Origin of the sequence: Stenotrophomonas sp. FR010 (assembly GCF_047520755.2) — a bacterium.
Classification (GTDB): Bacteria; Pseudomonadota; Gammaproteobacteria; order Xanthomonadales; family Xanthomonadaceae; genus Stenotrophomonas; species Stenotrophomonas sepilia.
Genome location: NZ_JAXBQT020000013.1, coordinates 75,689 through 101,299, shown reverse-complemented (window position 1 = coordinate 101,299; position 25,611 = coordinate 75,689). Strand labels below are relative to the sequence as shown.

The window sequence follows — 25,611 nt, the reverse complement described above, 5'->3', positions numbered from 1 at the left end:
TCAGCCTCCGCTTGGCGGTCCAGCATCGCCGCCGTTCTTCGGCGCGAGGAACCGAATCGCAGCCACTGACGCAATGAGCGGAAGCAGCAAGATCAGCACCATCGAAAGGTCGTCCCCATTTCCTCCGGATGCCGACCCAAGCCTGAGGATCAAGCAGGTCGTCGCGTATGCCGCGCCTCCAGCGATCAGAGCTACGAGAAATGCAGAAATCCCCCGAATGGCCCCGAAGCGACGCTTCCCCACCATCGCCATGTAGCAGAGGGCGAACAACAGGAGCGTTGGAATTGTCACTTCGGCCATCATCCCCACAAACATCGCACCAGGTCCCATCATCGATCTCCTGTAGTTGCTTCGAAATCGGGAGCCCGATCAGGCATTGCCTCACCAGGCTCCCACCAGTACCTCTGATTCCAGTCCTTCTGTGCGCGCTTACGCATGCGCCGTAGGTATCCGGGGCTGAGTTGCTCCTGAATATCATGGAAGAACATGTGATCCAGCGCACCACGCAGGTACCACAGATTCACAAACGGCGCGTTGCCCTTGGCAAATCGGAACGCCTCGGCGCCGAATTCTCGCTGCAGCTCGTCGGGGTTCTCATCACCGAAGGCCCAGCCGGAGCCCTTGCGCAGCACATTGAACGCGTCGAAGCCGGTGCCAAACACTGGTCCGGCCACCAACCCAGCCCAGTTCGCCTGGCCGCCTCGATTGTCGCCCCCCATGCCGGTGTAGAAGACGTCACCGAGAATGCCAGCGCCACCGCCCTGGACGAACGCCGCCTGCCAGAACTTTGCAGTCGTCATGTCCCGCGGGTCCTTGCCTTGCACCAGGTCTTTCAGCTGCAGAGCGGCTGCGCCGAACAGTTGCAGGCTTGCCATCATTGAGACGCTATAGGCGATCTTTCCCTGAGTGGTCGGGATATCGCGGATGCGCCGCAGGGTCTTGTTGAAGATCGACGCTGGGAACATCTTAAATGCCAGCAAGGTTCGCAGCATTTCGCCACCGAACGTACCTGCGCGCGTGCCCTGCTGCATCATCGAGCGCGTAATGAGGTCGGGAGCAGTAACCATGTTCTTCGATTCGGCATCCAGGTAGCCGAGGAAGCGCGCGGTTGCGCGGTTCAGATCCGCCTCGCTGGCGTCGACAGCGCGTATTCCGTCCTTGGTCAACATGCCGTCGCGAGCTTCGGCCTGCTGCCAGATAGCCCAATCCTCCGGCGTGATGCCTGCACTCTCCATGCGCCGCCGTCCCCACTCGTCTAGTTGATCCCAAGGGGTGTGCCTCATCCGCTCCATTGCCCGCGAGAGCATCAACCCGGCTGAACGGCGCAGTCCATTGGTCCATGCCTCCACCAGGGTAAGCCTCATCGTGGTGTTGGCCAGCTTGTCGGCCCAATTCTGAGCGAACACCTCCGTGTGCCAGCGGGACATTTCACTGCCTATCTCGTCCATACCGATGGCAAGGTCTTCCGCGACCTTGCGCCCATGCTTGCCGAATCCCTTGAACATCGTCTTCAGGGCGTCGCCGAGCGGTACCCCCGACGCCCGCGCATTGATCAAAAGCGTCGGTACGTCGGTGATCGAGGAAAGCATCACGCCCTGCAGCTTCGACATGACGTTCAGGCTTCGAGCAGCTTGGAAGTTCTGCGCCATCTTGGCGCTGACCGGCTGCGCGGTCAGACCCGACAGCGTGTCCCATACATTCTCGAGCGTGGTCTGCTCGTGCCAAGACGAACGAGCGCCGGTCTTGTTGTCCAGCTGCTCGGCCGTCTCCCGCAGCATCCTGGCAGTAGCGCTCGGGTTGGGGCCGAGTTCCTCCATCATCGCGATGTTCTTCCCCATCGAACTCACATGCCCGACGACGGCTTCCAGCATTGAGCCGCGACCGAAGTTATCCATGTACTCGACGTGGCTGTCGGCGTCCTTGAAGTGCAGCACGCGGTGAGCGTCGTCGAATCGGCTGGCCCTCGAGCCTCTTCCCTGTGTGCCAGGCACGCGCTTGCTGCGCCCCTCAGTGGAGATCGTGTCGAACGCGCTCCCGAGCAAGTCCCGCAGTTCGGCGTCCCCCATTGGGGAACCATCTTCACGCAGGAACGCTTCGCGCCTCAGCCGCGGAAAGACGAAGTCCACCCATGCCTGCTTGCCGGCCCGGGCTACTCTACCCACGTCATGTGGCTGCGGAAGATAGCCGTAGTCGATCTTCCCGATCGCCGTTCCCGCGTTGTTGGACCGCAGGCGCATCGCTTCCGCGACCGGCAACCAGATTTCGGCGGCCTTCTTCATAACAGGGTTCGAATCGTCACCGTCGATCACCGCACGTGCGAACGCTACGACGTTTTCGCGATTCTCGAACAGCCCGAAGAACCGTGGCTCAACGGCTCGCAGCGCGGGCATCAGCTGCCCCATGTATTCCTTGATGACGCCGGCCGAGGCTGAGTCCACCTGAAGGAATCGTTCGAACACGGCAGCATGCGCAGTGTTCTTTCTGCCTCGGCCGCTCAGCTGCGCAGCCCGATCGCGGATTCGTTCCGTCTCCCGTACTTGGGCCAGCAGGTTGTCTGCGCGCCGCTGGGCGGCCTTGGTTGCTTCCGCAAGCGCCTCAGCCTGCGCGGCTTCCGCAGCCAACTGCTCGCGCTGCTGGCGTGAAAGGGAGCGCCAATCGGGGTTTGTCCGAGCCAACTGCTGCATGTGGCGCTTCAGCCCCGCCTCGATGCTGGCAACTTCTGCTGCAGACGGCTGGCGGCCGATAGCGGCCGCGACTTCCTGGACGCATGCTGGTTGCATCACCCTCTCCTGTACGCACAGTTGATCGCCGCCTGGAAGGCAGCAGAGTCGGCAGTGGCTTGCGCCAGCTCTGCCTCGATATCCGCAATCTCGTCAGCCACAGAACGATGCACCGCACCGCCATCAGCGTCAGTGCCAACCATGATTGAGGCGTTGGGATCTTCGGCGGCGAGAATGCGCGCCGCATCTAGAGGTGTTTCGGGGGTGGGGCTTACTTCGCCGCGGCCGCCGGCTTCGCGGCCAGGCGAGCCTTGCGCGCCGCCTTGGCGTCGGCCATTTCCTGCCAGATCTCGCCCCAGCGCTGCTGGTGCGCCGCGTCCAGGGCCGCCGAATCCTCGGTAGAGGTCTTCTGCGAGTCCGCCTGCACGGGCTTGGTCGAGGGCGTCTTGGAGGCTGCCATGGAGACTATCTTCCTCCACTCGGGGGAGGCTTGCAAGATCGGTCATTTTCTGCTGACCCTTGCCGCCGCTGTTGTCGATGACGTCGATGTTGACCCGGGGGTCATCCGCGTAACGGGCGGCCAAGGCCTCGATGGTCGGGCGCACCCCAGCGTGCGTGCGGGCATGCTCCCGCAGCGGCACAGTGCGGCCGGTGCCGAAGCGCTCAACCTGGCGCTGGGCGCGCGGGATTGCGCCATTGGTCAGCGCATCCACCGGATCCCGGTACACATAGACGATATCGACGTCCCGGCCTGCGGCCAGGGCCTGCTCGATCTTGTCCACGGCCGAACTGAGGGTGTTCATGTTCGTGTCGTAGATGATCTCTGGCCGGCCGACCACCTCGCCGCGGGCCTTCAGGGCAGACGTCTTGCCCGCCCCGGTGCCACCGGCAGTGAACAACACCGTCGAATCGAAGCCCTCGGGGGTCGGCTGGGCCAGTTTCTGCTCGTAGAGCAGCTTGATGGTGTCGCTGGCCGCCTCGTGCACGTCAGCACTGCGGGTGCGGTCGGCGAGGTATTCCGGCGACAGCTCGCGGGCGGTGTCGGTGTTCAGCACCCGGCCGCCGTCCGAGTCTTCCAGGGCGGCATAGTCGCGCAGCAGCTTGTCCGGGTCCGTCACCAGGCGCTCCCGCAGGGCCTGCCCCGCCGGGTTGGTGTCGACCAGCCCACCGTCAGGCAGCACGCCGGCACGCTTGGCGCGCTGGTTCCAGTTGGAGATCGCCTCGTCCTTGGTCAGGCCCCGCAGGTAGGGATTGGCCTCGAGCTGCCCGCGGCTCAGGATCCGGTCCATCGGGGTGGCACCATCGGAGCGGGCAAAGCGCCGGCCACCGGCCAAGCCGAAATGATGCGCGGCATACAGGGTGTAGGCGTCGACTGGCAGCCCCTCGGCCTGCAATCCCGCGGTGTTCTCCGCATCGAGCGCCGCCACCATTTCTGCCGAGCGTGCCGGATCCGTTCGCATCGCCAGCAGCTGCGCGTCGTCCAGTCCCTGCGCCCATTCCGGCTTGGTCTTGGCCACCATTCGGCGCCAGGTGCCGGCGGTGAACTGGTCGATGCCCAGCGCCGTGGATTCAGGGTTGCGCGCATCAGCACGGCCGCCGGACTCGAGCGCGCGGCGGAAGGCTGGGTAGCCCGACAGCGCCGCCACTGGTGCCGCTGCCTGATCGGCCAACGGCAGCAGGAAGTCCGACGGCCGGATCGTGTCGACCACGTTCACCGGCTCGCCGCGTGCCAGCTGCTCGAGCGCGTCCTGCAGCGCGTCCTGGCCACGGATGGCCGCGCCTTCGTCGGCAACCAGCGGATCGGTGGCAGTGCGCTGGAAGCGATCAGCATGGCGCGCGGTCAGCAGCGCATCGCGCTGTTCCAGGGGCATGCGCGGCGCGGTGGCATGCGCCAGCGCACCGAAGGCGAGGCCGGTCAGCGCGTCAACGGCGCGGGCTTCCACGTCCAGCGGATCGAAGGCCTTGGCCTGCTCAGCGTTGCCACCAGCCTGCAGTGCAGCGTACTGCGCGCCCGAGACACCGGCACCCAGCAGTAGGTTGCCCGCGGCGCCGGTGGCCAGCCGTTGAGTGAGGGTGGATCCGAATGCGGCCGGCAGCTTGAACCCGGCCAGCGTACCGACGGAGCCGGCCAGGCCGACCGCCTGCGCAGTGCCTGCGCCGACACCCTGCTTGACCAGCGAGGCCGGCCGCTCGATGCCCTCAGTTGCTGCCAGCAGCGATGGATTGCCACCCGCCGCAGCCAGCGGCAGCACGATCTCAGCCAGACCACCCAGCACGCGCCCGGCGGTGCCCGTTTCCGTGGGGTCCGGCGTCCAGGCGTCGACTGCCCGTTGGCCGATCCCCTCCACCACGTCCGCGAAGTAGGCATCCTGGCCGGCGGTGGTGGCGCCGCGCGTCGGATTGGCCACACCCTGCGCCTGCAGGAAGTCGGCCACGTCGTCCGTCATAAAGGACGAGAGGTAATCGTCCCGCGCCGCTACCGGGACAACACCGGCGGTCAGCACGGCGGTGCCGGCCCGCGCACCGCCCCGCATGGTGCCGCTGAAAACCGACGAGCCCAGGCCTTCGAAGAACCCAGGCTTCACCTTCGACAGGTCCAGCGGATTGGCCACCGCCCGCTCGTCGAGCTGCTTGCGGCCCTGCTCGTCCAGATCGAAAACGCTCATCGGCCGCTCCCGGTGATGGTGATGGTCAGGGGCTTCCCATCCTTGGTGGTCAGGAATTCACGCCCGCGGGTCACGTAGTAGGTGCGCTCGCTCTGCTGGCGCAGACCGTACTTGCTGAAGCTGCCCACCACCGTGTCGGGCAGGCCCGCCGCCCTCGCGGACTCGGTGAATGCCTGCTCCGCCTGATCCTCGAACGTGTCCGAGCCCATGCCCCAAGGCGCCAGCACCTCACCCCGTCCGTTGACGTCGACCACCTCGCCCAGCGCCGCAGTGATCGCCTTCTTCATGCGGTCGCTGTTGACCTCGGCCGAGTGATCGCCGTCGGCAGCAGACTGGCCGGTGTAGTACGCACGCACCGCCTGCATGGCGACGTCAGCAGCACCTGGCCGGCCAGCGAACAGGGCGCCGGTGTCGCGCGTGAACTGGTCGCGGAACTCCTTTTCCGGTGGCAGCGGGAATTTGGAATCACCCTTTCCCTGCAGCAGCCGGTTGCCCTCGAGCATGGTGGCGGCGACGTCCCGGCCGCTGGCCGCCTCGTCATCCTTGAACCAGTGTTTCTGCAGCGTCACCTGTGCGCGCTCACGGGTGGCCAGCATGCCGGCGTAGGCGACCACCGGCTGCTCGGGCGCGAGCTGCTTCATGGCCGCGTTGAACACCTTGTCATCCATGGTCGCCGTGCGCAGCTGGGCCAGCATCTGCGCCTGCTGCGTGCTGGTGCCCTGCTTCAGCTGCTCGCTGAGCGCCTGGACTTCCTGCGGCAGCAGGACGGCCATCTGAACCTGAGAGCCATAGCGCTTGCGCATGCTGTCGATGGTGGCGGCGCGGTTCTGCAGCTGCGCACCCACCTCCCAAGCGTCGGCCGGGCTGGCCAGCGCTGCCAGGTTCAGTGGCTCAACCTCGCCACCTTCGCGCGATGCGTTGAACAGCAGCGGCGTTTCATCCAGCTGCTTCTGTGCCGCTTCGATCGCCGAGCGCGTGCGCGCCAGGTTTTCCTTGCGCTGCACGGTGCCACCGGCAGTGGCCAGCTCTGCCTCGGCCTTCTGCAGGTAGGTCTGCTGCTGTGCTGTCGGCATGCGCAGTACCTTCTGGACTTCCTTTTCCTCGGCCACGCGCTGGTCGAACTCAGCGCGCACGTCCGGGCTGGCGCCCTTCATCGAATCGGCCCAAGCCGCCCACATTTCCGGCGTTGCCGGTACGGCGCTGGCGATCTGCCGGTCGATCTGGCCCAGCACGCGCTGCGCCTTCGCGTCGATGCGATCGGCCGCCCGTTCTGCCCGGTCCTGCAGGGTCTGCTGCCGGGTCATCACCTGCGACAGCAGCGCGTTGCGCTTCTCGGGATCCAGCTTGTCGGCATAGAAGCCATCGCTACTGGACAGGTCGGTTTCCAGCGTCTTCAGCGCCGCGGGATCCTCGCGGGCGAAGATCGCCCGTTGGGTGGCCTGCGACGTCCAGGTGCGGTCGTAGAAGTCCTGCAGGGCCTTACCCACTGCTGCATCGCTCAGGCCGGCCTGCTTGGCCAGCGGCGCGAAGGCCTGCGCCCGCTGGTTGACCGCGGTGATATCGGCGCCAGGCATGCCGGCGATCTTGCCCAGCTTGTCCAGGGCAGCGTCGAACTGCCCGCGGAAGTCGGCGCGTTTGGCCGTGCGCGCCACCCGATCGACGCCGAGCTGCCCGGCAGTAACAGTCCGCTGCAGCCCGCGATCGTAGGCCAGTTGCAAATCGGGAGTGAGGCCGGCAATCGCCGGTTTCTCGATCTTGCCGACAGCTTCCTGGTAGCGACTCGCCGCCTCGGCATACGGCACGTTGCCGGTGGCCACGTCGTCCTCGAGCTTGCGCTGGACGTCTCCCACCTGCAGCTCGTAGTCGAGCTGGGCATTGGCCGCCTTCGCGCGCGCCAAGCCCTCAGCCTCCCGCGCTTCCTCGGCAGCCATCGAGTTGCCGATTTGCGCAGCCACGTTGCCCAGCTGCCCGACCGCCTGCGCGACGTCGCCTACCCCCGCTCCGCTGACGCGGGAACGCACCAGCGGCGCGGTGCCGCCACCCTGCCCGAACTGGCCGATATCGATGCGTGCCATATCAGCGCCCCCCGCTCAGGCTGCTGGTGCGCTTCCATCCGCGGGCAATGCTCGAGCCAGAGCTGAGCAGCGACGTCCCCGCATTGATGTAGCCGCTGGTCCGCGCCTGCTGGCCGGCATAGCGTGCTCCGGCAGCCTCAGCGTTGAGGCGTGCGGCGCGGTCGTTGCCGCCGGTCAGGGTCAGGAATGCGTCTTCGGAAGCGCCGCGGGAAATCTCTTCGTCGATCTTCAGCGCGGTGGAGCTGTTCACGTCGACACCGGACGCTGCCAGCGCCGCCACCGCTTCGCTGCGCTGTCGCTTCGACGCCTTCAGGATGCGCTCGGCCTCGACCTGCGCGGCGCCACGCTCGGCGCGCGAGTCTGCTTCTGCCTGGGCTGCGAGATAGTTGTTGTATTTGCTCTGCTGCTCGCCCTGGTAGATAGCGGCGCCGGCACTGAGCGCCAATGCGCCCCACTGGATGACCGGGATTACTGCCATACCCATGGTTCAGTCTCCTTCGAACTCGAAAACAATGCCGGTGCGGCGGAAGCCAAGCCGTTCGTACAGCTGGGCCGTGCGGTCAGTGGTCACTCCGGTGGTGACGCCCACCTGGATCAGGTCGGCGCCCTGCTCCTTCGCCCAGGCGCAGAAGGCGCGCACCAGCCCAGCGGCCAGCGCAGCGCCACGGGCGCCGGGCTCGACGAACACGCCGTATTCGCCAGCCACCTTCGCGGGGGTGAACCAGCTTTCTTCGCAGTAGCCAGCCATCACACCGACCACGCGGCCGGCCTGCTCGGCGACCAGGACCACGCCCTGCCCGTCCATCAGCGCCTGAAACAGTCGCGCCATCTTGTCGATGGCGAAGGGGAATCGGCGGTAGTCCGACTCGGCGTGCATCTGCTCGGCCAGCATCAGCATTGCGCCCATGTCGTCGTTGGTCGCGTGGCGGATCATTTGTTCACCGTCATGGTTGTAATCACTGCCTGCAGGTGGAAGGGATACGGCTGCGGCTGGGTGATCTCCATGCGGAAGTCGCCCATCTCCCAGCCCAGCTGTTCGACCCGTTCATCGCCGGTCAGCAGCGGCGGCGGCTGGTCCAACACGCCGAGGCCGGTTTTCCGCGCGAACATCACCTGGCCGTTGACCAGCAGGCCGGTGGAGTTGAGAACGCGCACCACGACCTCGGAAACGCGGATGTTGCTGCTCTGCGCAGATCCCGAATCGCTGTACATTTCCGGCCGCAGCAGCTTCACGCGCGGCGAGAAGCCCAGCCCGATCTCGATCTGCTTGGCTGCCCGCTCGATGGTGATCTGCCCGCCGGCCACGACACGGTCGTTCAGCACCACACCGTCTGCCTTGACCTTGACCGTCTTCCCCTCGAGGTGGCCGAGGCCCAGCCAGGTGGTGTCGCCTGCAACGCTGGTGGCGGTGACACAGGCGTCGGTCATCACGTCGCGGTCGAAGCGCTCCACATAGCGCTGCTGCACCCCGTTCACCGTGCGGCTGACGATCGCCCAGGTTTGATCGCTGTCCGTGCGCGGCAGCGTGGCCACCGAGATAAACCGGCCGTCTGTCACCTGCCTGGACCAGCCGACCACCTCCTGGTCGCGATCGAGGGCGCAGGTTGCCAGCTGGCCGTCCGTGCGCACGCAATGCAGCAGCGAGTCAGGCTCGGCCTCGTAGGCGCTGCCGGTGATGCCGCCCGCTGTCATGTGGTCGGCCAACACGGTCAGTTCCGGTGCCCCGTACTGCGCGGTGTCAATGCGGTCGGCAGACAGAGCGCGCAGCTTGCGGTTGGCACGCTGGGTAAACACCAGTTCCCGGCCCACTCGCTCGGGTGAGACGTCGCCACAGCCAAAGCTGGATTGGTTGCGGATCTGCACGTTGGTGGGCGTGATCGGCTTGTCCAGGCTGCCCTGCAGGGTGAACTCACCGCCGTTGGTCAGCGCCACGAGGGCGTTTACCTGGGTCAGGTGCCGGATGAGGTTCTGGCGATCGCTGGCCAGGTCGAACGACACCGCATCGTCGTCGTTGGTGCCCAGCTCGAAGTTGAGGTATTCGCCGATGCGCGAACCCCACACGGTCTGCGGGAACGCGCGCGAGCCAGCCAGCCACAGGCGCTGCTCGAAGAACGTTCCCGTGCCCGGGTAGCCGTTGCGGCCGCCCCACACCGTGCCCTTCAGCACCCAGGCCAAGGCAGGCACGGCCACCAACGCCGTGAGCGCGCGCCGCACAGTCGCCGTGGCCACCGTCGACGAGCTGACAGCATCGATCTGAACAAGCCCGGCGTTCAGCTCTACCCACTTGCCCACGTCCACCGAGCGCCAGCCAGGCGCGTCCAGGGTCAGCGTCACCGAGGCGCCAACCGGCGGCAGATCGTTCGCCCCACCGCCCGGGTAGGTGGGGGTCAGCACGGCCAAGGGGCTGCCGGTGATCACCCACTGCCCAGCCGCGGTGGTCAGCGCAGGGAAAGGCGTCTGCGTGTCGACCGTCGCGGTGGTCGGGCTGGTAACCGCCGTGATGACCGCCAGGCCGCCCAGGGCCTCAATCTCGCGGCCAACGTCTGCGGCGAGGAACGCATCTGCGCTGGTGGTGATGGTGCGCCCAGGGCCGAGCGCCAGGCTGTCCAGCGTCATGCTCACCGGCGGGGCATAGCCCACCTCGCCGAAGGGCTCTTCCACCCACGGCACCGCCTCGAGGATCCACGAGGCGTCACCGAAACGGCGAAGGCGGCGGGTCACGTAGTCCGGGTGGAACAGGAACATCGTGTCCCCGCTCTGCACGTAGTCGATCGCGGCCACGTCGGCCTCGGCATAGTCGGTGACGATCTCGAACGGGGCGAACACGCCCGGGCTCGACTCAACCAGCACCTGTGCGCCGTTCTCGAGGAACACCCGGATATAGGCATCGCCGACCTCGAGCATGTAGGCCTGCGATCGGCTGAAGACGTAGGGCACCAACGTCGCGTACTTGTCCTGGTGTTTGGCGTGCGCGCAGTAGCGCAGGCCTGGCCGGCGCTGCACGCCACCCTGCACCATGATGATGACGTTCTCGAGGATCTCGGCCGCGTTGCGGTAGCGGTCGATATCGCTGCGCCCGTAGAGCTTCGGGCTGATCTCGCCGGCGGTGAAGTTGGTTTGAGCGGGGGTCAGGCGCATGGTCAGCCCCTCATCCGGCTCTGCAGCAGCGGGAAGTCGCCGAACGTCTCCGGCGGATCGTCCTGGCCGTCGGTGGCCCTGGCCTCGCGCAGCAGGTCGCGCAGCTCGATCTTCTTGGCTTCCTCCACGCTGGTGCTGGCGGTGATCGGGTACGCCAGGCGCGCAGCCACAGCGACAGTCATCACGTCCACCAGCAGGGTGTCCCACTGATCTTCGGGAACGTCGGCGCCGTAGAGCAGCGGCATGATCGGCTCGTCGCAGAGCAGGTAGCGCCCCTCGGTGCGGTAATCGAGACGTCCGCGGGTGTTGCGATCGCCCACGCCCCAGGTGCGCAGCCAGTCGCCCGGCAGGCGGAATCGGTACGCATAGCCGAAGGCGGGCCTCACCTCATCCGGCGAGAGCTGCACGCGCCTGACGCAAGTGTTCCAGTAGTGACCACGCAGGATGGCCAGCCGCAGGCCGGGGTACAGCGCGGCGCAGAGCTTGGCTCGGTCGAGGTTCGAGCCCGCGCCTTCGGACTCGCTGAAGCTGGCGATCGGCTTGGCGCCGAGCATCATCAGCGCGTTGGAGCAGATCGTGACGGGATTGGTCATGGTGCGCGGCCCTCAAAAAAAGCCGGGCGCACTCGGCGCCCGGATGGTTTCCCTGTTGCTATCCGGGTTGGGAACCTGGATCAGTTGCCGTCGATGAAGTGACCCTTGAGCGCGATGCTGCCGGCGGCGGTCGCGCCAGCGGTCAGGGTTGCGGCCACGTCGTAGTACAGGCCCGGGTCAGCGGCCAGGCCCAGCACGCGCCACAGCGGCCATTCCAGCTTGTCCGGGGTGACGGTGCCCGACTCGATCAGGACGTTCGTGCCGTTCTGCGCGGCGGCCAGGTCTGCCGCCGAGGCGAACAGGTCGGAATCCACGACTGCGCCGGCGTTGCGGGTCGGCAGGTCGTACAGGCCGATATCGGCGGCGGCGCCGGTGATCGCGGTGCAGGACAGCAGGAGCGCGCTCACGCGCCAGCTGGAATGCACCGAGAACAGGCGCAGCACGCTGGCCGCGCTGTCACCGTTGGCCACGGCGATGACGCCGATGGATTCCTTAACGCGGCCGGTGGCCAGCTTGGTCGGTGCGGCGTTGCTGTTGAGCTGGGAGGGGACGCCGTCGCGCTGAGCGAGTGCGGCGGAGAGCTTGTTGACGACTGCCATGGTGGCTACCTCGTATGCGAATGGGTTGGGTGGAACAGCGGCCGAAGCCGCTGCGCCGGATGGATCAGGGGTCCAGGCAGGCGATTTCGACGACCTTCACTTCCTCGGAGCGCACCGCACCGATGGACTGCTTGGCGTAGATACGGACGTTGAAGCCCTTGCCCGGATCCTTGCCAACCTCGGTCGTGGTGTCTTCGCCGAGACCCAGGGTCACGCCGGTCTTCGCCCAGGCGTAGCCAAACCGCGTGGTGCCAACCTTCGGCAGGCGTTCGGTCGGAATCCAGCTGAAGCCGCACCACTTACCCTTGATGTTGCCTTCCTGCAGCATCTTCACAGCCATGAAGTCGGCCGAGGTCAGGGTGGTATCGGTCAGCACGTCCTCGAGCATCTGCGCGGTGTAGGCCATGAACAGCTCTTCGCCGTTCTCTTCGTCCGCCTCGTTCTGGCGGAACAGCTTCTTCGCGCGGATGATCTTGGCCTTGGTCATGCCCGTCGCGTTCACCGCGATCTTCTGCGTGTTCGGCAACGCGATGTTGCCGGTGGTGCTGCGCGAGAAGCCACCGAGGGCGTTGATGATGTTGTCATCCTTGGAGCGGTTCATCGCCGCAACCATGGCCTTGACGTAGTCACTGGTCGGATCAGTCAGAAGGCGGATCTTGTCCTGCTGGTCGACCATGTCGCCGTCTTCCCAGTCGTACAGGTCGACGTAGCGGGTGCCGTGGATCTGGTCGTTGATCGGGGTATCACCATGGCGGACAAGGCGGCGCTGTGCGGTGCGCTGGCCCATCAGGTTGATGGACTTGGACATACCGACGATGCCCGACTCGAGAAGGACACAGCCTTCCAGGCGGGACGGGGTCTGCTGGGCCACGTGGCGGAAGTTGTCCGCGAACTGCTGCACGAAGGCTTCGGTAATCTGCTGGCTCATATAGGGCTCCGAAGGGTCTGAAGGGGGGCTCGTGCCTGCCCGGGTGTCCCTCTCGGGGCCGTGCGGTTCGCGTGGCAACGTCGCGGGCTTACGCGGGTATCCGGGTGCCACCCCGGGCCGATGGCTGGCAGGATGGCTGCCCGGCCAATTCGGAATCCCGACTATTTGCGCGGGTACAAAAAAGCCCCGCGCTTGGCGGGGCTCTCCTGATCTGCTCGCTATGCCTCAGCGGACTGCTGCGCCGCCGAGCTGGCGCTGCTGCGTGCCGTATTTGCGCTGATACAGGCTTTCCATTTTCTGCATCAACGCCTTGTGCTGCGGGTGGTTCTTGTCGCTGTAGGCGGGGTTGGCGCGGATCTCGTCCACCTGGTCCTGCCAGTCCTGCAACGCAACGGGATCGGACGCGATCGGCTTGTCCTCGCCCATTTCCTTGCCGATGCTGGCCATCAGGGCAAGGAAATCGGGATCGTTGCCGAACTTCTGCATCACGTTGTCGTAGTTGCCGGGCTGGCCGGCCGGTGCTGCGAAGCCCTGGGCGGCGCGGGCGGCGCGCTGCAGGCCCGACTTCATGGCTGCGTCGTCCTTCCACACTGCCGACAGGGTCTGGCGGGCCTCGTCGGCGCCAAGCTGCAGGTTGGCCTCGAACAGCTGCGGTGCCATCTGCAGGTATTCGCCGACGAAGAAATTCATCTTCTCGTTGCTGATGCCGGCCGCGTGGGCCTTCGTGGCAAGGGCCTTGTACATCGGGTCGGCCATGAAATCCTGCAGGTCGACACCTTCAACCAGCGGCTTGCCCTCGGCGTCGGTCGGCACGGTCAGCTGGTAGCTATCGGCGTTCTCCGGCACGGTGCCGGTGGCGCCGCTGCCCAGCTTCGCCTCGAGGGCCTTGTAACCCTCACCCAGCTTGCGGGCCGACGCCTGGAAGTCGATTTCGTCCTTGCCGTCGACCTTTACACGGTACTTCTCCGGCAGCCACGCGTTTTCCTCTCCCGCGCCTTGTTGGAGTAGCGAGGGGTCACCTGCCGGGGCGGGCGCGGCGGGGGCGCCGTCGGTCGGGTTGGGGGCATCATTCTGCTGACTCATCGTTGGGTACTCCGTTCGCCTGGTTGATCTGATTGAGGATGAAGGTGGGGACCGACAGCGCCCCCGCGTTGAAATCCGTCTGTCGCTGGCCGTCCAGACCGCCGCGGACGTAGGGGTTACCGCCAAAGCGCCGCACCAGGTCCTCGAGGATCAGCGCCCCCTCGGCGTGGTTCTCGAACACCCGGGCGTACATTTCCGGCGTCACTCGTTCGCGCTGGTCGGTCATGCGGCTGCCTGCTGGCCAACGGCCTGCTGTGCTGCGCCCATGGCCACCTGTTCAACGGCCGCTGCCTGCCGCTGCTCGTCCGCTGCCTGCTGCTTGGCCTGCTGGACTTCCAGCACTTCGTCCTGGCTGCGCAGCACGTCCGGCGGAACGCCCAGCCCCTCGGCGGTGATGCGGACGGCCGCGGCGGTATCCAGCTGGTCGAACACGCTGGAATCGCCAGTGGCCTGTGCCAGCGCACCCATGTTCAGCACCAAGCGCTCGATCGCGGTCACTTCCTCGAGGCGCTGCGCGCGGGCCAGCGGCGAGACGTACTTCACCGTGTACTCGCGGTCGGCCAAGGACTCCGGCGGTTGACCCAGCACGCCGGCGCGGGCGGCGATGCCGAAGCAGCGGGTAACCATGGGGCGCAGGTACTCGGCCTGCAGGCGGCCATAGATCGGGCCCAGCAGCTGGCGGATCAGCTCCACCCGCACGTGCACCTCGGTGGCCGTCATGGCCGGGCCATCCTGCGGCTGCAGCTGATCGGCCATGAAGATTTTGCGGATCGCCGCCTGCAGGTGGGTCACCATGTACTCGGCCAGCTGGAAGTCGCTGCCGGTCTTCAGCTCCTTCATCGAGTCGACCGAGTTGGCCACGATGACCTTGCGCGGGCCGACCTTGACCGTGCGCGGGTTCAGGACACCGTCGTCCTCAGCGATCCACATGCCGGCGATGGCGATATCCGCCGCGGCCAGCTGCATGGCCTTCAGCTCATTGAGCATGCGCATGTCGGGCAGCGCGTCGAAGGCCGGGCCGACGCCATAGGCGCTGTTCGGCAGGCGCATCCAGCGCGGCACCACGCAGGGGAACTCGTGGTAGCCCGACTCGCGCACCAGGTGCTTTGTGTTGGCCTCGACCACACAGGACGCGAAGGGCAGGTTCCTGGCCAAGCGCGCGCCGACCACGTGCATGGGCCGCGGCTCGATGCAGGTGATGAAGCTCACCAGTTCCAGCGGCTTGTCCTTGACCAGCTTCTGCAGCTGCTCGCTCAGGTTCTCGGCCCCGAACTGCGCGGCGGCAGCCTCAGCCGAAAGCCTGTGTTCCCGGTAGATGGTGTCGACCAGGCCATCGGCGCGGGTGCTGGCCACGTAGCAGGTGGCGATCGGCCACTGCTGGAAGCTGAAACCACCGTCAGGCGCCTCGTCGATGTAGAGGACGAACCAGCCCGCGGCTACCGCGTCCAGGCACCCTTCGTAGCCTTCGGCGTCGAAGTTGGATTGATGGATGTTGGTCCAGACGGTGTCGGCTGCCTCGCCGAGCCATTCCTTCTCGTCGTCGGTGGCCTGCTCCACGTCCAGCTCGAACCAACGCGAGTTGGCCGGGGTCAGGCCCGACATGATCCCCGAGGCCAGGATGCGGCAGCCGTCGGTGCCGGTGCTGTCCAGGATCTCGCCGCGCTTGCGCATGCCCTGCTGGGCGTCCAGCTGCTGGCCATCGAAGCCATCGGCGCGCAGCGGGTACGTCATTTCGAAGCAGTGGCGCCACGTGGGTTCGTGGATCTGCCGGCGAGACTTCAGCTCACCGAGGCGCTTGTGGATGCGGGCACCGGCGCTCATCAGGCACCGCCCAGGGTGGACTTGCCAACAGCGCTGGCCAGCAGCGAGCGGCCACCGCTACCACCGGCCAGGCCCTGCGCCCCCAGCGTCAGCAGCGACGACTCGCGGCGGCGGCGGCGGCGCGATGCCAGCTCGAGGTTGGATTGGGTGGTGGCCTGCGCCTCGGCGGCGCGCTGGTCGGCCACGGGGTCGCGTTCGACGACCTTGGGTGCCTTGGGTTTCCCACACATGGGGTCAGCCTCCTGCAGAGCCCAGCAGACTTACGGCGAAGGAACTGCGCCGCTTCAGTCGCTGGTTGAGGGTGGATTCCGTGGACTGCGCGGCCAGGCGCCTGGCATCGGCCAGGGCGTTCGGTAGGACGTTCTTGGCATCCTCCTGGGCCTTGCGGTCGGCCGCCTCCTGAGCGGCGATGCGCTGGCGCTCTTTCCGAAGGTCGCCAGTGGGATCGCCGATGGCCGTCTTGGTGATGCCGAGCGGATCCGCGTACTTGGCGTTCTTGCCGGTGAGCAGGCCGGCCGGGTCCATGATCTTGGCCTTGTTGCCGCACATGGCTCAGGCCTTCGGCTGCGGCTCGGGGACAACCCAGCCGTCGGGGGTCAGCACGGCCTGGCCACTGGACACCGGGGCCGCGGTGTTGGCCTGGCGCTGGCCACCGAGCTGGATGGCCATGCTGCTCTGCTGGGCAGCCCATTCGACTTCCATCTGCTGCACGCGGTCGCGCAGTTCTTCGTTCTCCGCGCGCAGGCGGACGACCTCTGCCTCCAACGATTCCGGCTGGTCGTCGGTGGCTTGGCCGATGGCAGCGCGGCGTGCGTCCTCGGCCTCGATGGCTTCCAGCACACCCTTACGGTTGCTGCCTGCCACCTCGAGGTCGCGCAGGGCGATCAGGTCGCCGGCCACCAAGCCGGGCAGCGCCTCGGTGATGACCGCAACGGTCTGCTTGGACAGGGTCAGGACGGCGGCCAGGCGCTCATCCGGCGGCGTGGTGGTGGTGGTGCCGGCGGCGGCGGCGCTGGTGTCGGCGGTTTCGCCGGGGACTTTCACGGTCAGTTCGGGCGCGGGCATGTGCTGCTCCTGTGGGCTGCATGGGTGGCGAACAGCCCGGAGTGTTCGCCACCCGCCCATGCGGATTCCCGACTATTTCCCCATGCGCGGCAGCTGCTCGATGGGGCGATCAGTCAGGCCCAGCCACAGCGCCACCAGCCGCTCGCCGTCTGCGAACTTCGGTTCCGCGCCCTGCTTCCACCCCAGGATGGTCGACTGCGGCACGCCAATGGCTGACGACACGGCCAGCACCGGCACGCCCTTCCGGCTCAGGTCGGTGAGGACCTGAAACCAGTCGACGCGATCAGGGTCTGTCGCCAGCCGCCTCATGCTCAGGCCGCCGCTTCGTCGCAAACGCGCGCGCGCACGCGAGGCGCAGCAGGGGCAGTTTCCCCCTCCCCTCCCAGCAGATGGCTTCCGAGCTGGGTGTTCTCGTGCCACAGACCGATGAGCAGGGCATCGGCTCGGCCGTTGTCCTTCTTCCTGCTCATGGTCTTGGCTGCCGCGGGGAATCGGGCACAGGCCAGGAGGCGCCCAGCGTCCTTGGGCTGCTTCAGGAGGCCGAAGGTTCGCTTCCACACAGCCGGGATCGCCCGAGTGGTCGGGATGCCAAGCACCTCGAGGATGGCCTGCAGATTCCCTGTTCCCTGGCCGAAGCGGAATGCGCTGGTGCCGCCGTCGCCCGGGCGTGCGCCCACCTTCTCGATGCAGGCGGACACGTAGGCTCCGGGGTGGTTGGCGCGCTGTTCGCGGATGAACACCGTCACCGCGCGGGCGTCGATCTCGTCCCAGCCGTCCACGTCCATGGTGGGCATGTCCAGCACCGGGCCGGGCTCGCCGTCGATCAGGGTGGCGATCGCGCCGGACAGGCCCGGGTCAATGCCGAAGGTGAGGCGCATGGTCATCGAATCCCCCTTGTGCTGAGTAGCAGCAGTACGTTGCGAATGGTTTCGTTCAGGGCGCCTACTTCGTCGATCTTGTAGATGCGCCACATGGTGCGGCGGCCGTGCCAACCGTTCTCGCTGCCGCGGTGGCAGTCGGTGCACAGCGCCACCGTGGTGAAGTGGTCGCCCTGGTTGATGTGGTGGGCTTCAGACGGCGCAGCGCGGCCGCAGACGCTGCACGGGCACAGCTTCACCAGCTCAACGTGCGCGTCTTCGGCCTTGGTGAAGGCCTTGGCGTTCTTCGTTCTCACCGGATCCCCCGACGGTCCATGCAGTGTCTGCAGAAGACAGGCCCTCCGCCGCAGACTGAGCAAGGCGGTTCTTCGAAAACCCACTCCGTGCAGTCGCCGCAGAACCTGGACCAGCACCATTTCAGCCAGTGCCACTTGCCTTCCACACACCGCGGCAACAGCAGGAACCGTCGCTTCCAGCCCATGCTGGCACTGTCATTTCGCATCATGCGGCCCTCGCTTCGTTAGCCAACTTCTGGTCCCGGCGCGGCGCCACGTCGCGCAGCAGCACGTCGTTCTCCACGGCCCAGCTCTGCGCGAAGGTGATCAGGTCGGCCATGTCAGCCACCGTCATGCGCCGGGTCTGGATCGACAGGTTGACGATGCTGGCTCCGTCCAGAGACGGGACCACGTCGCCCTGCTGTCGGTTCGACTCGCGCGCCCAGGCATCGACGAGCAGCCGCTTCCAGCCCTCGTCATCGATGTAGCGGCCGGCCCACTTCTTCCGCTTGGCGAGCTCGCCACAGATGGCGTGGAACATGGCGTTTTGCTCGAGGCTGCGGCTCGGCTTGTGTTCCTCGACCGTGACGCGGACGGCGCGCCCTACCTGCAGGTACTCGCAGGCGAACAGCCACGCGGCTTTCATCGCGTCCCGGGCGTTCTCGATCCGCAGGATGAAGGTGTTGTTCTTCACGCTCAGTCCTCCTGTTGGCGGGCAGCTGCAACGCCGGCAAAGCCGCGCTTCTGCCTGGGTGCGGTGCCGGCGGCGGGTGCGCTGGCGCTGGTCTGCTTGGGCTGCCAGTACTCGGGCAGGGGCGAGAACCGGAAGTACTCGGGCTGGTAGAGCTGCCGGACCATGCCGGGCGCGCCGTTGCGCTGGATGGCCACGATCAGCTCGGCAGTTCCCACCCAGCGGCTATCGGGGTGATAGATCTCGTCGCGGTAGATGAAGATCACCGCGTCCGCGTCCTGCTCGATCGAGCCCGAGTCGCGCAGGTCGGCGACGATCGGCCGCTTGTCCGTCCGCTTTTCCAGCTCGCGGTTGAGCTGGCTCAGCAGCAGGAACGGCACCCCAAGCTCGCTGGCGGTGAGCTTTAGCGTCCGGGTGATATCGCCGATGCCGGCAGCGCGGTTGTCGCCCTTCACTTCCATCAACTGCAGGTAGTCGATGACCACCAGGCCCAGCGGATCGCGCGCGTGCATGCGGCGAATCTGCGCGCACACGTGTTCGACCCTGGCGCGCTTCGGCCGGCTCACGAAGATAGGCGCCTGCGACAGCCTGCGGGTTGCCTCGGATGCGTTGGCCCAATCGACGTCGTCCAGCTTGCCAGTGCGGATCCGCGTGCCGTTGATGCCTGCCTGGTTGGCCAGCATGCGGTCGCCCAGCTCTTCGGGCTGCATTTCGAAGGTGAACACCGCCACCGGCTTTCGCAGGCGCAGCGCCACATGCTCGGCGACGTTGATTGCCTTGGTGGTCTTGCCCATCTTGGGGCGGGCGGCCAGCACATACAGGCCGCCGGGCTGCAGGCCGCCCAGCAGCTCGTCCAGGTCGTGGTCGCCGGTGGTCAGGCCACTGATGCCGCCCTCGTTGTTAGCCCTCTCACCCAGCCGGTGGAAGACACGCTCCATCACCGGCGCCACCGATTCCAGGTCGCAGGGCTCGCTGTCCAGCAGGCTGCCGATGCGGGTCTGAGCGGAGCCGATCAGGTCCAGCGCGCTGCGGCCCTCGGGACTGTAAGCGGCGTCGATCAGCTCCTGGCCGGCGTCGATCAGGGCGCGGCGCTTGGCCGTCTCGGCCACGATCTCGGCATAGCCACGGACGTTGGCCGACGACGGCGTGGTGGCCGACAACTCGATCAGGTAGGCCCCGTCGCCAACCAGTTCCAGCTTGCCGCGTGATTCGAACCACTCGCCGATGGTGACGGCGTCGGCCTCGCGGCCCTTCTTCAGCACGTCCTCGATGGCCTGCCAGATCAGCTGGTGATCGCGGCGGTAGAACTGCTGCGCGGTCAGCACGTCCTGCACGTCCATCCAGGCCTGCGGCCGCAGCATCAGCCCGCCCAGCACCGCCTGCTCCGCCTCGATCGCCTGCGGCAGCATGCGCAGCCCTTCCTCGCGGTAGTAGTCCGGCAGCGCGTTCACTGGGCCACCTCGGACAGCGCACGGTCGGCCAGCTTGGCGATCACCGTTTCGCGCAACAGGTACTCGAAGTCCGGCTTCCAGTTCTCGTGGCCAGGACCACCGGGCAGCCGGCCAGCATGGAAGTCATCGGCCGCTGCCGTCTCGAAGTAGGCCTTCCAGAAATCGGGAGTGACCCGCTCGCTGCCGAACAGCTGCATGCACAGCTGGCGCACGGTCGGCAGCGCCTTCTCCACGGCCTTGATGCGCGGTTTGTTCAGCACGGTGCACGCCGGCAGCTCGCCGTGCGGCTTGGCCATGATCGCGTTGTATGCGTCCTTGGCCTCGTTGGCGATCACCGTGATCCGGATCTGCTTGCGGTCCTGCTGCTCGGGCTTCTCACCCTGCGCTGCGCTGCCACCGTCCAGGGTCAGCGGCGAAGACGCGGACGAATCCGAGCGAAGCGAGGATTGTTCTTTCTCCTTTCCCTTCCCTTCCCTTCCATTCCCTTCCGGGGGTGAGGACTCGTCGAGGCCTCGTCGATCGTCTTCCGAATAGGCCGGATGTTTGAAGGTGGGACGGTCGATTTTCTGATGCTTCTTCCAGCCGGTGACGTGCAAATAGTCCTTGTCGCCCTTGGTATAGAAGGCGATCAGGGAATTCGACGAAAGCTCGTCGAGCATTCGCTGCACGTCCGACGAGGAAATATCGTCAGCGGGGAAGATTTCGGCCTTGACGGTCTTCGCACTGGCAACGTGGTTGCCGGCGTCGTCGCAGAAATTCCACAGGCCGATGAACAGCAGTCGAGCCATCGGCGAGCATTCCATCACCTGCTCGCTGGACCAAAACTCAGGCTTCACGGTGCGGATTCGGGCCATCACGCACCCCGCAGCATGTGGAGGTAAGCGGCGGTGTGCCACAGCACACGCACAGCCAGCAGCGCCTTTTCAGTGGCGTCCATCAGGCGGACCTCAGCATCCCCGCCAGGCGCGCAATCTCCGAGCGCGGGTCGGGCTGTTCCAGGGCCGCCTGCAGGACCATGTACTGGCGGATGAGGTTGGAGCCGGTCGCGGCGCACAGCGCCAGCACGAGGCGGGCCGGGATCGGACGTTCGCCGGTGCGCATGCGCGACACGTAGCTCTCCGACTTGCCAATCGCCGCGGCGATCGTCGCCAGCTTGTGGCCACCGGCCTGCATCGATACCGCCAGGGCCTGCGCGGCCGATTCGATCTGGCGGAGCAGCTTCTGCGGGGCATCCTTCGGCGCGCTGTGCACACCGAACACAAGGCGTAGGTTGTCCTGTTGCTTGCCAATGCTTTCCATGATTTGCCTTTATTTGCCAAGGGTTTGCGGGCGAAAAAGAAGGCCTCTCAGATGGAAGCCTTGAATGCCCAGGTCAGTTCGTAAGCCGCGATCCAACGTCGTGGATCTGAAATTCCAGTGGATCAGCGGGAAGTGCTTCGCCCTGATCCGTCAGGGTCGAAGGGTCGATGTGCGCCCATACCCCCGCAGGCGCCGTGAGCCACCGCTGCCCGGCACGGGCACCGTGGTGCCCTTCCCCGCCAAGGCGCGATGAGGTGGTCATGTCACGGGGCCTTACGGCGATTCTTCTTTGGCGTCGGTGCAAACAGGTCAGGCCTTTTCTGAGCGGCCTTCCAGCACCAAGCGTCGGGGATCGGTTTGTCGTCTTCACGCCCGGTCATCGACTGCCGCGGCAGTCCAAGGAAACGGGCGAATTCGGCATTGGTCTCAATGCCCAAGGCGGCCTTTGCTTCAGTCAGAGTCGGGTTCATTCGGCTGGTCAACTATTGGTTACCGCGCACAGTCAACCATGGTTTCCCCGTTTCAGTCAATCATTCGTTACATGACTATCGGTGCCCGACTCGAAGAGCTGAGGAAGTCAGCGCAGCTGACCCAACAGCAGATGGCCGACATTGTCGGCACGACCAAGCAGTACGTCGGTCGACTGGAGAAGGGACAGAACACCACCCCAAATGGGGTGTTCCTGACGGAGTGGGCACGACACTTCGCGGTGAACCCTCGCTGGTTGTCTACCGGTGAAGGCCCGCGATCGGCCACCGCCGCCTCGTCTCAGTCTGCGCGACCGGATTTCGAGAAGCTTGCCGCCGCGGTGAACGTGCTCCGGCACTATCTGGAAATCATGGGAGACCCGGCCGAATGGGTCGGCGACGCCCTGCTTCTGGAGACCGCGTTCGTGGTGGTCGAAGAGTTCGGCGGAGATGCACCCGCAAGCAACATCATCGACCTGACCAAGGTTCTGGCAAGACGGATCAGAGGGACAGACGATGCAGGAAAGCAGGTTCGAGGAACTGGCACAGCGGCTGGCGGCTAGAGCGTCCGCATTGCGAGCCGAAGCGCCTCAGCGCCCCAATTTGCGCTTGGTGCAGAAGCAGCACGAGCCCTTTATGGACGCTGTTCTGCGAGAGTCCCATTGTCGGATGATTCGCCACTACCGCAGGCGCTGGGGGCAAGCCATGCAGCTGCTCATCGACCAGGCCTGCTTCGGATACACGGGCATTGAAGCGCTTCCGGACGATGACTTGATCCAACTACACCGCGACCTCGAACGGGCACAGGAGTGCATGAGGGACGGGGTAACGTTCGAGGATGCCGGGCTGATCCGCACGCGTTACGGCTGAAGCGAAAAGATGAACGACGCAACGGTCGTTCATCTTTTTTTTGCCCCGAAAGTAACTTTTTGTTGACTGTCGCTAGTAACCGATGATTTACTGTTCCCCGTCGGCCCTTCCGGGCCATCTGAAACGGGGTCCGAAATGTTCGAGAACCTGCCACGCAGCACCACCCGGCTTGGCTATGCCACCGTCCGCGACCACCAGCGCTGCTGCGAGCTGTCCCGCGAGGAACGGGGCCTTCCGCTGCACCCAGCCAATGACTTCATCGCCTGCCCGGACTGTGACGGCACCGGCGAACACGTCCGCAACGACAGCGCCAGCGGCGATCCGCAGTGCGAGTACGGCGTGGTCTGCGGCCGCTGCGGCGGCGAAGGCGAGATTGCCGACGGCCTGATCGACCCGCTGCTGCTGGTGGCGAAGTACCGCAAGGGCCGCTTCGGCTGGGCCATGAGCGAGCGCCGGGCGGCTGATCGCCGGCACTCCTACAGCCTGTACCGGATGCGCGCCATGCGCCCCTGCAGCGGTCTGGCTGCGGTCGACATGCTGGCCCGGGCGCAGATGTGCGCCGACGAGATGGCCCGCGCACTGCAGCAGGTGGCCGCATGACCGCCGCCGACCGAGCCCTGCACTTTCAGGCGCTGAAGCTGGCTTCGGGCTACCTGCTGGCCTTCTGCCTCGGTGTGGCTTTCACCGTCGCGGTGCAGGCGGTGCTGTCGTGACGCCGCGCGCCATGACCCTGCTGGGCTTGCTTGTCTGCGAGGCCACAGACTTCGAGAACAGCGCGAGCGTCCGCCGGGAGCGCGTGGGAAAAGCCCACCTCGACCTGTTCAACGAACTGTGCGCCGAGTATCGCCGCGTGGCCGAAGTCATCGCCGCCGCCCGCGCCTCCCTCGCAGCCCGCGACCTGGCAGACCAAATGGCCGCCGACGACCGCCTGCGCGCCGCTGTGGCGGCCTGCGAATCGGAGGCCCCATGCGCTTTCTGACCGCCATCGGCTGCCGCAGCTGGCGCGACTTCGCCGCCTGCCTCGCCTGCTACGCCATCACCGCCTTGCTCGCAGCCGCCATGTGCTGGCCGCTGGCCTGGTCCTGACTTCCCGCCGGCGCGGCCGGCCTTCCTGAGAGGCACCACCGATGTTCGAACTGATCGACGCGACCGCCAAGGTCGTCAACTACAACCCCCGGGCCGAGAAGCACGGCGACGAAAACAAGATGGCCGGCGACCTGAAGCTGTTGGCCACCACCGGTAGCGCGGTGCTGGACTTCTTCAATAAGGATCTGCGCAAGACGCTGTACCGCAAGCCCAGCCAGGGCGAGCAGCAGGATCTGATCGAGGGCAGCGACGGCCTCACCGCCGTGAAGTTCCCCCGCCTCGGCGCGCTGTCGTGGGACGAGGAATACCCGGGCTATCAGCTGGTCATCGGCACCGGCTTGGGTTTGTCCGAACCGATGGTGCTGTCGGAGGTGACCCTGAAGCGCTTCCGCTTCGAGGCTCTGGACGGCGGAAGCGTGCAGGTCGGCGTCAGCGCCCTGTTCCACCCGACCACCGAGCAGGCCGGCGCCCTGTGCGCGCTGATCCAGGAAGACGTGGAGATCACCCTGATCCCGCCGACCAAGCAGGCCAAGGGCAACAAGCCGCAGCAGGAAGACCTGGCCGCGTAACGCATTCCCCCGCCCTCACGGGCCCCGCGCCGGCCGGGATTCCACGACGCCGGCATTCATTCCAACAACGCCGGCCGTACCGGCAAAGGCATTTCTCATGGCAGCACCCACTCTCCAGATTCCGCAGGACGTCATCGAGCCGATCATCCAGGCCAACATCACTGCAGCCATTTCGCAGGCGCTGGGCGGCAGCGCAAACGTGCTGGAAAAGGCGGTCAGCACGATCCTCGCGACACAGGTGGACAGCGAAGGAAAGCCGAGCAACTACCACCACTCATCCCATAAGACGTGGCTGGACTGGGCCATCGGGGACGCCATTCGCAAAGCCGCGCGCGCAGCTATCGAGGAGCAGATCGGCACGCTGCAGGCGGCGCTCAAGGAGCAGATGGTTGCCCAGCTCACGAAGAAGAACTCGCCTCTGATCAAGCAGATCGCGGAGGGCCTGGCAGCAGGCGCATTCAGCCCCGAGGCAATCAAGTGGCGCCTGACGATCAGCCCCGAAAGCCGCGATTGATCCACACCACACACCCGCCCGGCGGCGGCTCCGAGAGCCGGGCACCTCATTTCATGTCGAGAAAATGCCCATGAATCAGATCGTCACCACCGAAGCCAGCGAGCAGCCGGGCACCGGCCTTGCCGTGGCGCTGCAGCAGGCGCTGCTGCTCCCCGATCAGGGTGTCGAGCGCTTGGAACGCATGTGGGAAATGCACAAGGAAATGCAGGACCGTGATGCGGCCCGCGCCTACGCGGACGCCATGAAGGCCTGCCAGAAGGAAATGCCCGCGATTCAGAAGCGCGGCAAGAACAAGCAGACCAACAGCCGGTATGCGCTGCTCGAAGATATCAACCGGCTGATCACCCCGATCTACACCCGCCACGGCTTCTCCCTGTCGTTCGGCACCGACCGCTCGGAACTGGCCGACCACGTGGGGATCGTCTGCGACGTGATGCACGACGGTGGGTATTCGAAGACCTACACCTACGACGCCCCGATCGACAACGTCGGTATCAAGGGCGAGAAGAACAAGACCACCACGCACGGGCGCGGCTCGGCCATCAGCTACGGCCGGCGCTACCTGGTGATGATGATCTTCAACCTGACGATCGGCGACGACGACGACGGCAACTCTGCCGGCGAGAACGAGCAGCAGCGCATCGCGCGCGAGATTGCCCAGGAATGGGTGCAGGTGGCGGACGGCCTGAAGACCCACCAGGACTACACGAAGCGAAAGGCCGAGGTGCTGCAGGCCTACGGCGGCAAGCCGGCCAACCTGCCGCCGGAAGTGCGCGAGGCATTCAACCGCGCCGCCGCAGCGACCAAGCCGAAGGACTGACCC

Annotated in this window: 31 protein-coding genes; 7 read left to right on the top strand and 24 right to left on the bottom strand. The window is 66.1% G+C overall.

All coding sequences use genetic code 11. The features are described 5' to 3' along the window. The 24 genes from ACM0PK_RS13470 to ACM0PK_RS13355 form a co-directional block, all read right to left on the bottom strand. Positions 1-330, bottom strand: a complete 330-nt coding sequence (locus ACM0PK_RS13470; protein WP_495498532.1) for a hypothetical protein — start codon at positions 328-330, stop codon at positions 1-3. Then, positions 330-2,780, bottom strand: a complete 2,451-nt coding sequence (locus ACM0PK_RS13465; RefSeq protein WP_414607109.1) for a hypothetical protein — start codon at positions 2,778-2,780, stop codon at positions 330-332. Before ACM0PK_RS13465 ends, ACM0PK_RS13470 begins: the two co-directional genes overlap by 1 nt. Then, positions 2,780-5,386 carry a zeta toxin family protein gene (locus tag ACM0PK_RS13460; RefSeq protein WP_414607110.1) on the bottom strand — a complete coding sequence of 869 codons (2,607 nt, stop codon included), beginning with the start codon at positions 5,384-5,386 and terminating at the stop codon, positions 2,780-2,782. Before ACM0PK_RS13460 ends, ACM0PK_RS13465 begins: the two co-directional genes overlap by 1 nt. Continuing rightward, entirely contained in the window at positions 5,383-7,461 is a 2,079-nt protein-coding gene (locus tag ACM0PK_RS13455; RefSeq protein ID WP_414607111.1) for a hypothetical protein, read from the bottom strand. The genes ACM0PK_RS13460 and ACM0PK_RS13455 overlap by 4 nt, the downstream gene beginning before the upstream one ends. A 1-nt stretch (position 7,462) precedes the next feature. Continuing rightward, positions 7,463-7,945, bottom strand: a complete 483-nt coding sequence (locus ACM0PK_RS13450; RefSeq protein ID WP_202909968.1) for a hypothetical protein — start codon at positions 7,943-7,945, stop codon at positions 7,463-7,465. A 3-nt stretch (positions 7,946-7,948) separates the two neighbouring features. Beyond that, positions 7,949-8,395 carry a GNAT family N-acetyltransferase gene (locus ACM0PK_RS13445; protein ID WP_100450376.1) on the bottom strand — a complete coding sequence of 149 codons (447 nt, stop codon included), beginning with the start codon at positions 8,393-8,395 and terminating at the stop codon, positions 7,949-7,951. After that, positions 8,392-10,599 (bottom strand): phage tail protein, encoded by a 2,208-nt coding sequence (locus ACM0PK_RS13440; protein ID WP_414607112.1) that lies wholly within the window; start codon positions 10,597-10,599, stop codon positions 8,392-8,394. Before ACM0PK_RS13440 ends, ACM0PK_RS13445 begins: the two co-directional genes overlap by 4 nt. A 2-nt stretch (positions 10,600-10,601) precedes the next feature. Then, positions 10,602-11,192, bottom strand: a complete 591-nt coding sequence (locus ACM0PK_RS13435; protein ID WP_414607113.1) for a phage connector family protein — start codon at positions 11,190-11,192, stop codon at positions 10,602-10,604. A gap of 80 nt (positions 11,193-11,272) precedes the next feature. Further along, positions 11,273-11,791 (bottom strand): hypothetical protein, encoded by a 519-nt coding sequence (locus tag ACM0PK_RS13430; RefSeq protein ID WP_414607114.1) that lies wholly within the window; start codon positions 11,789-11,791, stop codon positions 11,273-11,275. Positions 11,792-11,855: 64 nt separating this feature from the next. After that, positions 11,856-12,719 (bottom strand): phage capsid protein, encoded by an 864-nt coding sequence (locus ACM0PK_RS13425; RefSeq protein WP_180895402.1) that lies wholly within the window; start codon positions 12,717-12,719, stop codon positions 11,856-11,858. Between the two features lie 225 nt (positions 12,720-12,944). After that, positions 12,945-13,802 (bottom strand): hypothetical protein, encoded by an 858-nt coding sequence (locus ACM0PK_RS13420; protein ID WP_414607115.1) that lies wholly within the window; start codon positions 13,800-13,802, stop codon positions 12,945-12,947. After that, positions 13,786-14,028 (bottom strand): Bbp19 family protein, encoded by a 243-nt coding sequence (locus tag ACM0PK_RS13415; RefSeq protein ID WP_165710856.1) that lies wholly within the window; start codon positions 14,026-14,028, stop codon positions 13,786-13,788. Before ACM0PK_RS13415 ends, ACM0PK_RS13420 begins: the two co-directional genes overlap by 17 nt. Continuing rightward, complete coding sequence (locus ACM0PK_RS13410) at positions 14,025-15,623, bottom strand: portal protein (RefSeq protein WP_414607116.1); 1,599 nt, start codon at positions 15,621-15,623, stop codon at positions 14,025-14,027. The genes ACM0PK_RS13415 and ACM0PK_RS13410 overlap by 4 nt, the downstream gene beginning before the upstream one ends. Next, a complete protein-coding gene (locus ACM0PK_RS13405; RefSeq protein ID WP_032962287.1) occupies positions 15,623-15,853 on the bottom strand; it encodes a hypothetical protein in 231 nt (76 codons plus the stop codon). Before ACM0PK_RS13405 ends, ACM0PK_RS13410 begins: the two co-directional genes overlap by 1 nt. A 4-nt stretch (positions 15,854-15,857) precedes the next feature. Then, positions 15,858-16,172: a hypothetical protein gene (locus ACM0PK_RS13400; RefSeq protein WP_032962289.1), complete on the bottom strand. Its 315-nt coding sequence runs from the start codon at positions 16,170-16,172 to the stop codon at positions 15,858-15,860. Positions 16,173-16,175: 3 nt separating this feature from the next. Continuing rightward, entirely contained in the window at positions 16,176-16,688 is a 513-nt protein-coding gene (locus ACM0PK_RS13395; protein ID WP_414607117.1) for a hypothetical protein, read from the bottom strand. Between the two features lie 72 nt (positions 16,689-16,760). Continuing rightward, positions 16,761-16,997: a hypothetical protein gene (locus tag ACM0PK_RS13390; protein WP_050483592.1), complete on the bottom strand. Its 237-nt coding sequence runs from the start codon at positions 16,995-16,997 to the stop codon at positions 16,761-16,763. Between the two features lie 2 nt (positions 16,998-16,999). After that, positions 17,000-17,572, bottom strand: a complete 573-nt coding sequence (locus ACM0PK_RS13385) for a RuvC family protein (protein ID WP_414607118.1) — start codon at positions 17,570-17,572, stop codon at positions 17,000-17,002. Further along, positions 17,569-17,997 carry a hypothetical protein gene (locus ACM0PK_RS13380; protein WP_414607119.1) on the bottom strand — a complete coding sequence of 143 codons (429 nt, stop codon included), beginning with the start codon at positions 17,995-17,997 and terminating at the stop codon, positions 17,569-17,571. Before ACM0PK_RS13380 ends, ACM0PK_RS13385 begins: the two co-directional genes overlap by 4 nt. Before the next feature lie 70 nt (positions 17,998-18,067). Further along, entirely contained in the window at positions 18,068-18,535 is a 468-nt protein-coding gene (locus tag ACM0PK_RS13375) for a recombination protein NinB (protein WP_180895305.1), read from the bottom strand. 2 nt (positions 18,536-18,537) lie between these two features. Beyond that, positions 18,538-19,983 carry a replicative DNA helicase gene (dnaB, locus tag ACM0PK_RS13370; RefSeq protein WP_414607120.1) on the bottom strand — a complete coding sequence of 482 codons (1,446 nt, stop codon included), beginning with the start codon at positions 19,981-19,983 and terminating at the stop codon, positions 18,538-18,540. After that, a complete protein-coding gene (locus ACM0PK_RS13365) occupies positions 19,980-20,837 on the bottom strand; it encodes a hypothetical protein (RefSeq protein WP_414607121.1) in 858 nt (285 codons plus the stop codon). The genes dnaB and ACM0PK_RS13365 overlap by 4 nt, the downstream gene beginning before the upstream one ends. Positions 20,838-20,919: 82 nt before the next feature. Next, positions 20,920-21,282 carry a hypothetical protein gene (locus tag ACM0PK_RS13360; protein WP_414607122.1) on the bottom strand — a complete coding sequence of 121 codons (363 nt, stop codon included), beginning with the start codon at positions 21,280-21,282 and terminating at the stop codon, positions 20,920-20,922. A 263-nt stretch (positions 21,283-21,545) separates the two neighbouring features. Continuing rightward, on the bottom strand, positions 21,546-21,752 hold the full coding sequence (locus tag ACM0PK_RS13355) for a hypothetical protein (protein WP_197619462.1): 207 nt from the start codon (positions 21,750-21,752) through the stop codon (positions 21,546-21,548). A 71-nt stretch (positions 21,753-21,823) separates the two neighbouring features. On the opposite strand from ACM0PK_RS13355, the gene ACM0PK_RS13350 reads away from it, so the two are divergent. From ACM0PK_RS13350 to ACM0PK_RS13320, 7 genes are all read left to right on the top strand, one after another. Further along, the gene (locus ACM0PK_RS13350) at positions 21,824-22,312 is read left to right on the top strand and encodes a helix-turn-helix domain-containing protein (protein WP_414607123.1); all 489 of its coding nucleotides are present in this window, start codon (positions 21,824-21,826) and stop codon (positions 22,310-22,312) included. A 142-nt stretch (positions 22,313-22,454) separates the two neighbouring features. Beyond that, positions 22,455-22,619, top strand: coding sequence for a hypothetical protein (locus tag ACM0PK_RS13345; RefSeq protein ID WP_414607124.1), 165 nt, complete (start codon positions 22,455-22,457; stop codon positions 22,617-22,619). Between the two features lie 135 nt (positions 22,620-22,754). Beyond that, entirely contained in the window at positions 22,755-23,219 is a 465-nt protein-coding gene (locus tag ACM0PK_RS13340) for a hypothetical protein (RefSeq protein WP_414607125.1), read from the top strand. A gap of 124 nt (positions 23,220-23,343) precedes the next feature. Beyond that, positions 23,344-23,598 (top strand): hypothetical protein, encoded by a 255-nt coding sequence (locus tag ACM0PK_RS13335; RefSeq protein ID WP_414607126.1) that lies wholly within the window; start codon positions 23,344-23,346, stop codon positions 23,596-23,598. A 148-nt stretch (positions 23,599-23,746) separates the two neighbouring features. Beyond that, on the top strand, positions 23,747-24,274 hold the full coding sequence (locus tag ACM0PK_RS13330) for a hypothetical protein (protein ID WP_414607127.1): 528 nt from the start codon (positions 23,747-23,749) through the stop codon (positions 24,272-24,274). Between the two features lie 97 nt (positions 24,275-24,371). Next, positions 24,372-24,788 carry a hypothetical protein gene (locus ACM0PK_RS13325; RefSeq protein ID WP_164235886.1) on the top strand — a complete coding sequence of 139 codons (417 nt, stop codon included), beginning with the start codon at positions 24,372-24,374 and terminating at the stop codon, positions 24,786-24,788. A gap of 70 nt (positions 24,789-24,858) precedes the next feature. After that, the gene (locus ACM0PK_RS13320) at positions 24,859-25,608 is read left to right on the top strand and encodes an ERF family protein (protein ID WP_414607128.1); all 750 of its coding nucleotides are present in this window, start codon (positions 24,859-24,861) and stop codon (positions 25,606-25,608) included. Positions 25,609-25,611 lie beyond the last annotated feature (3 nt).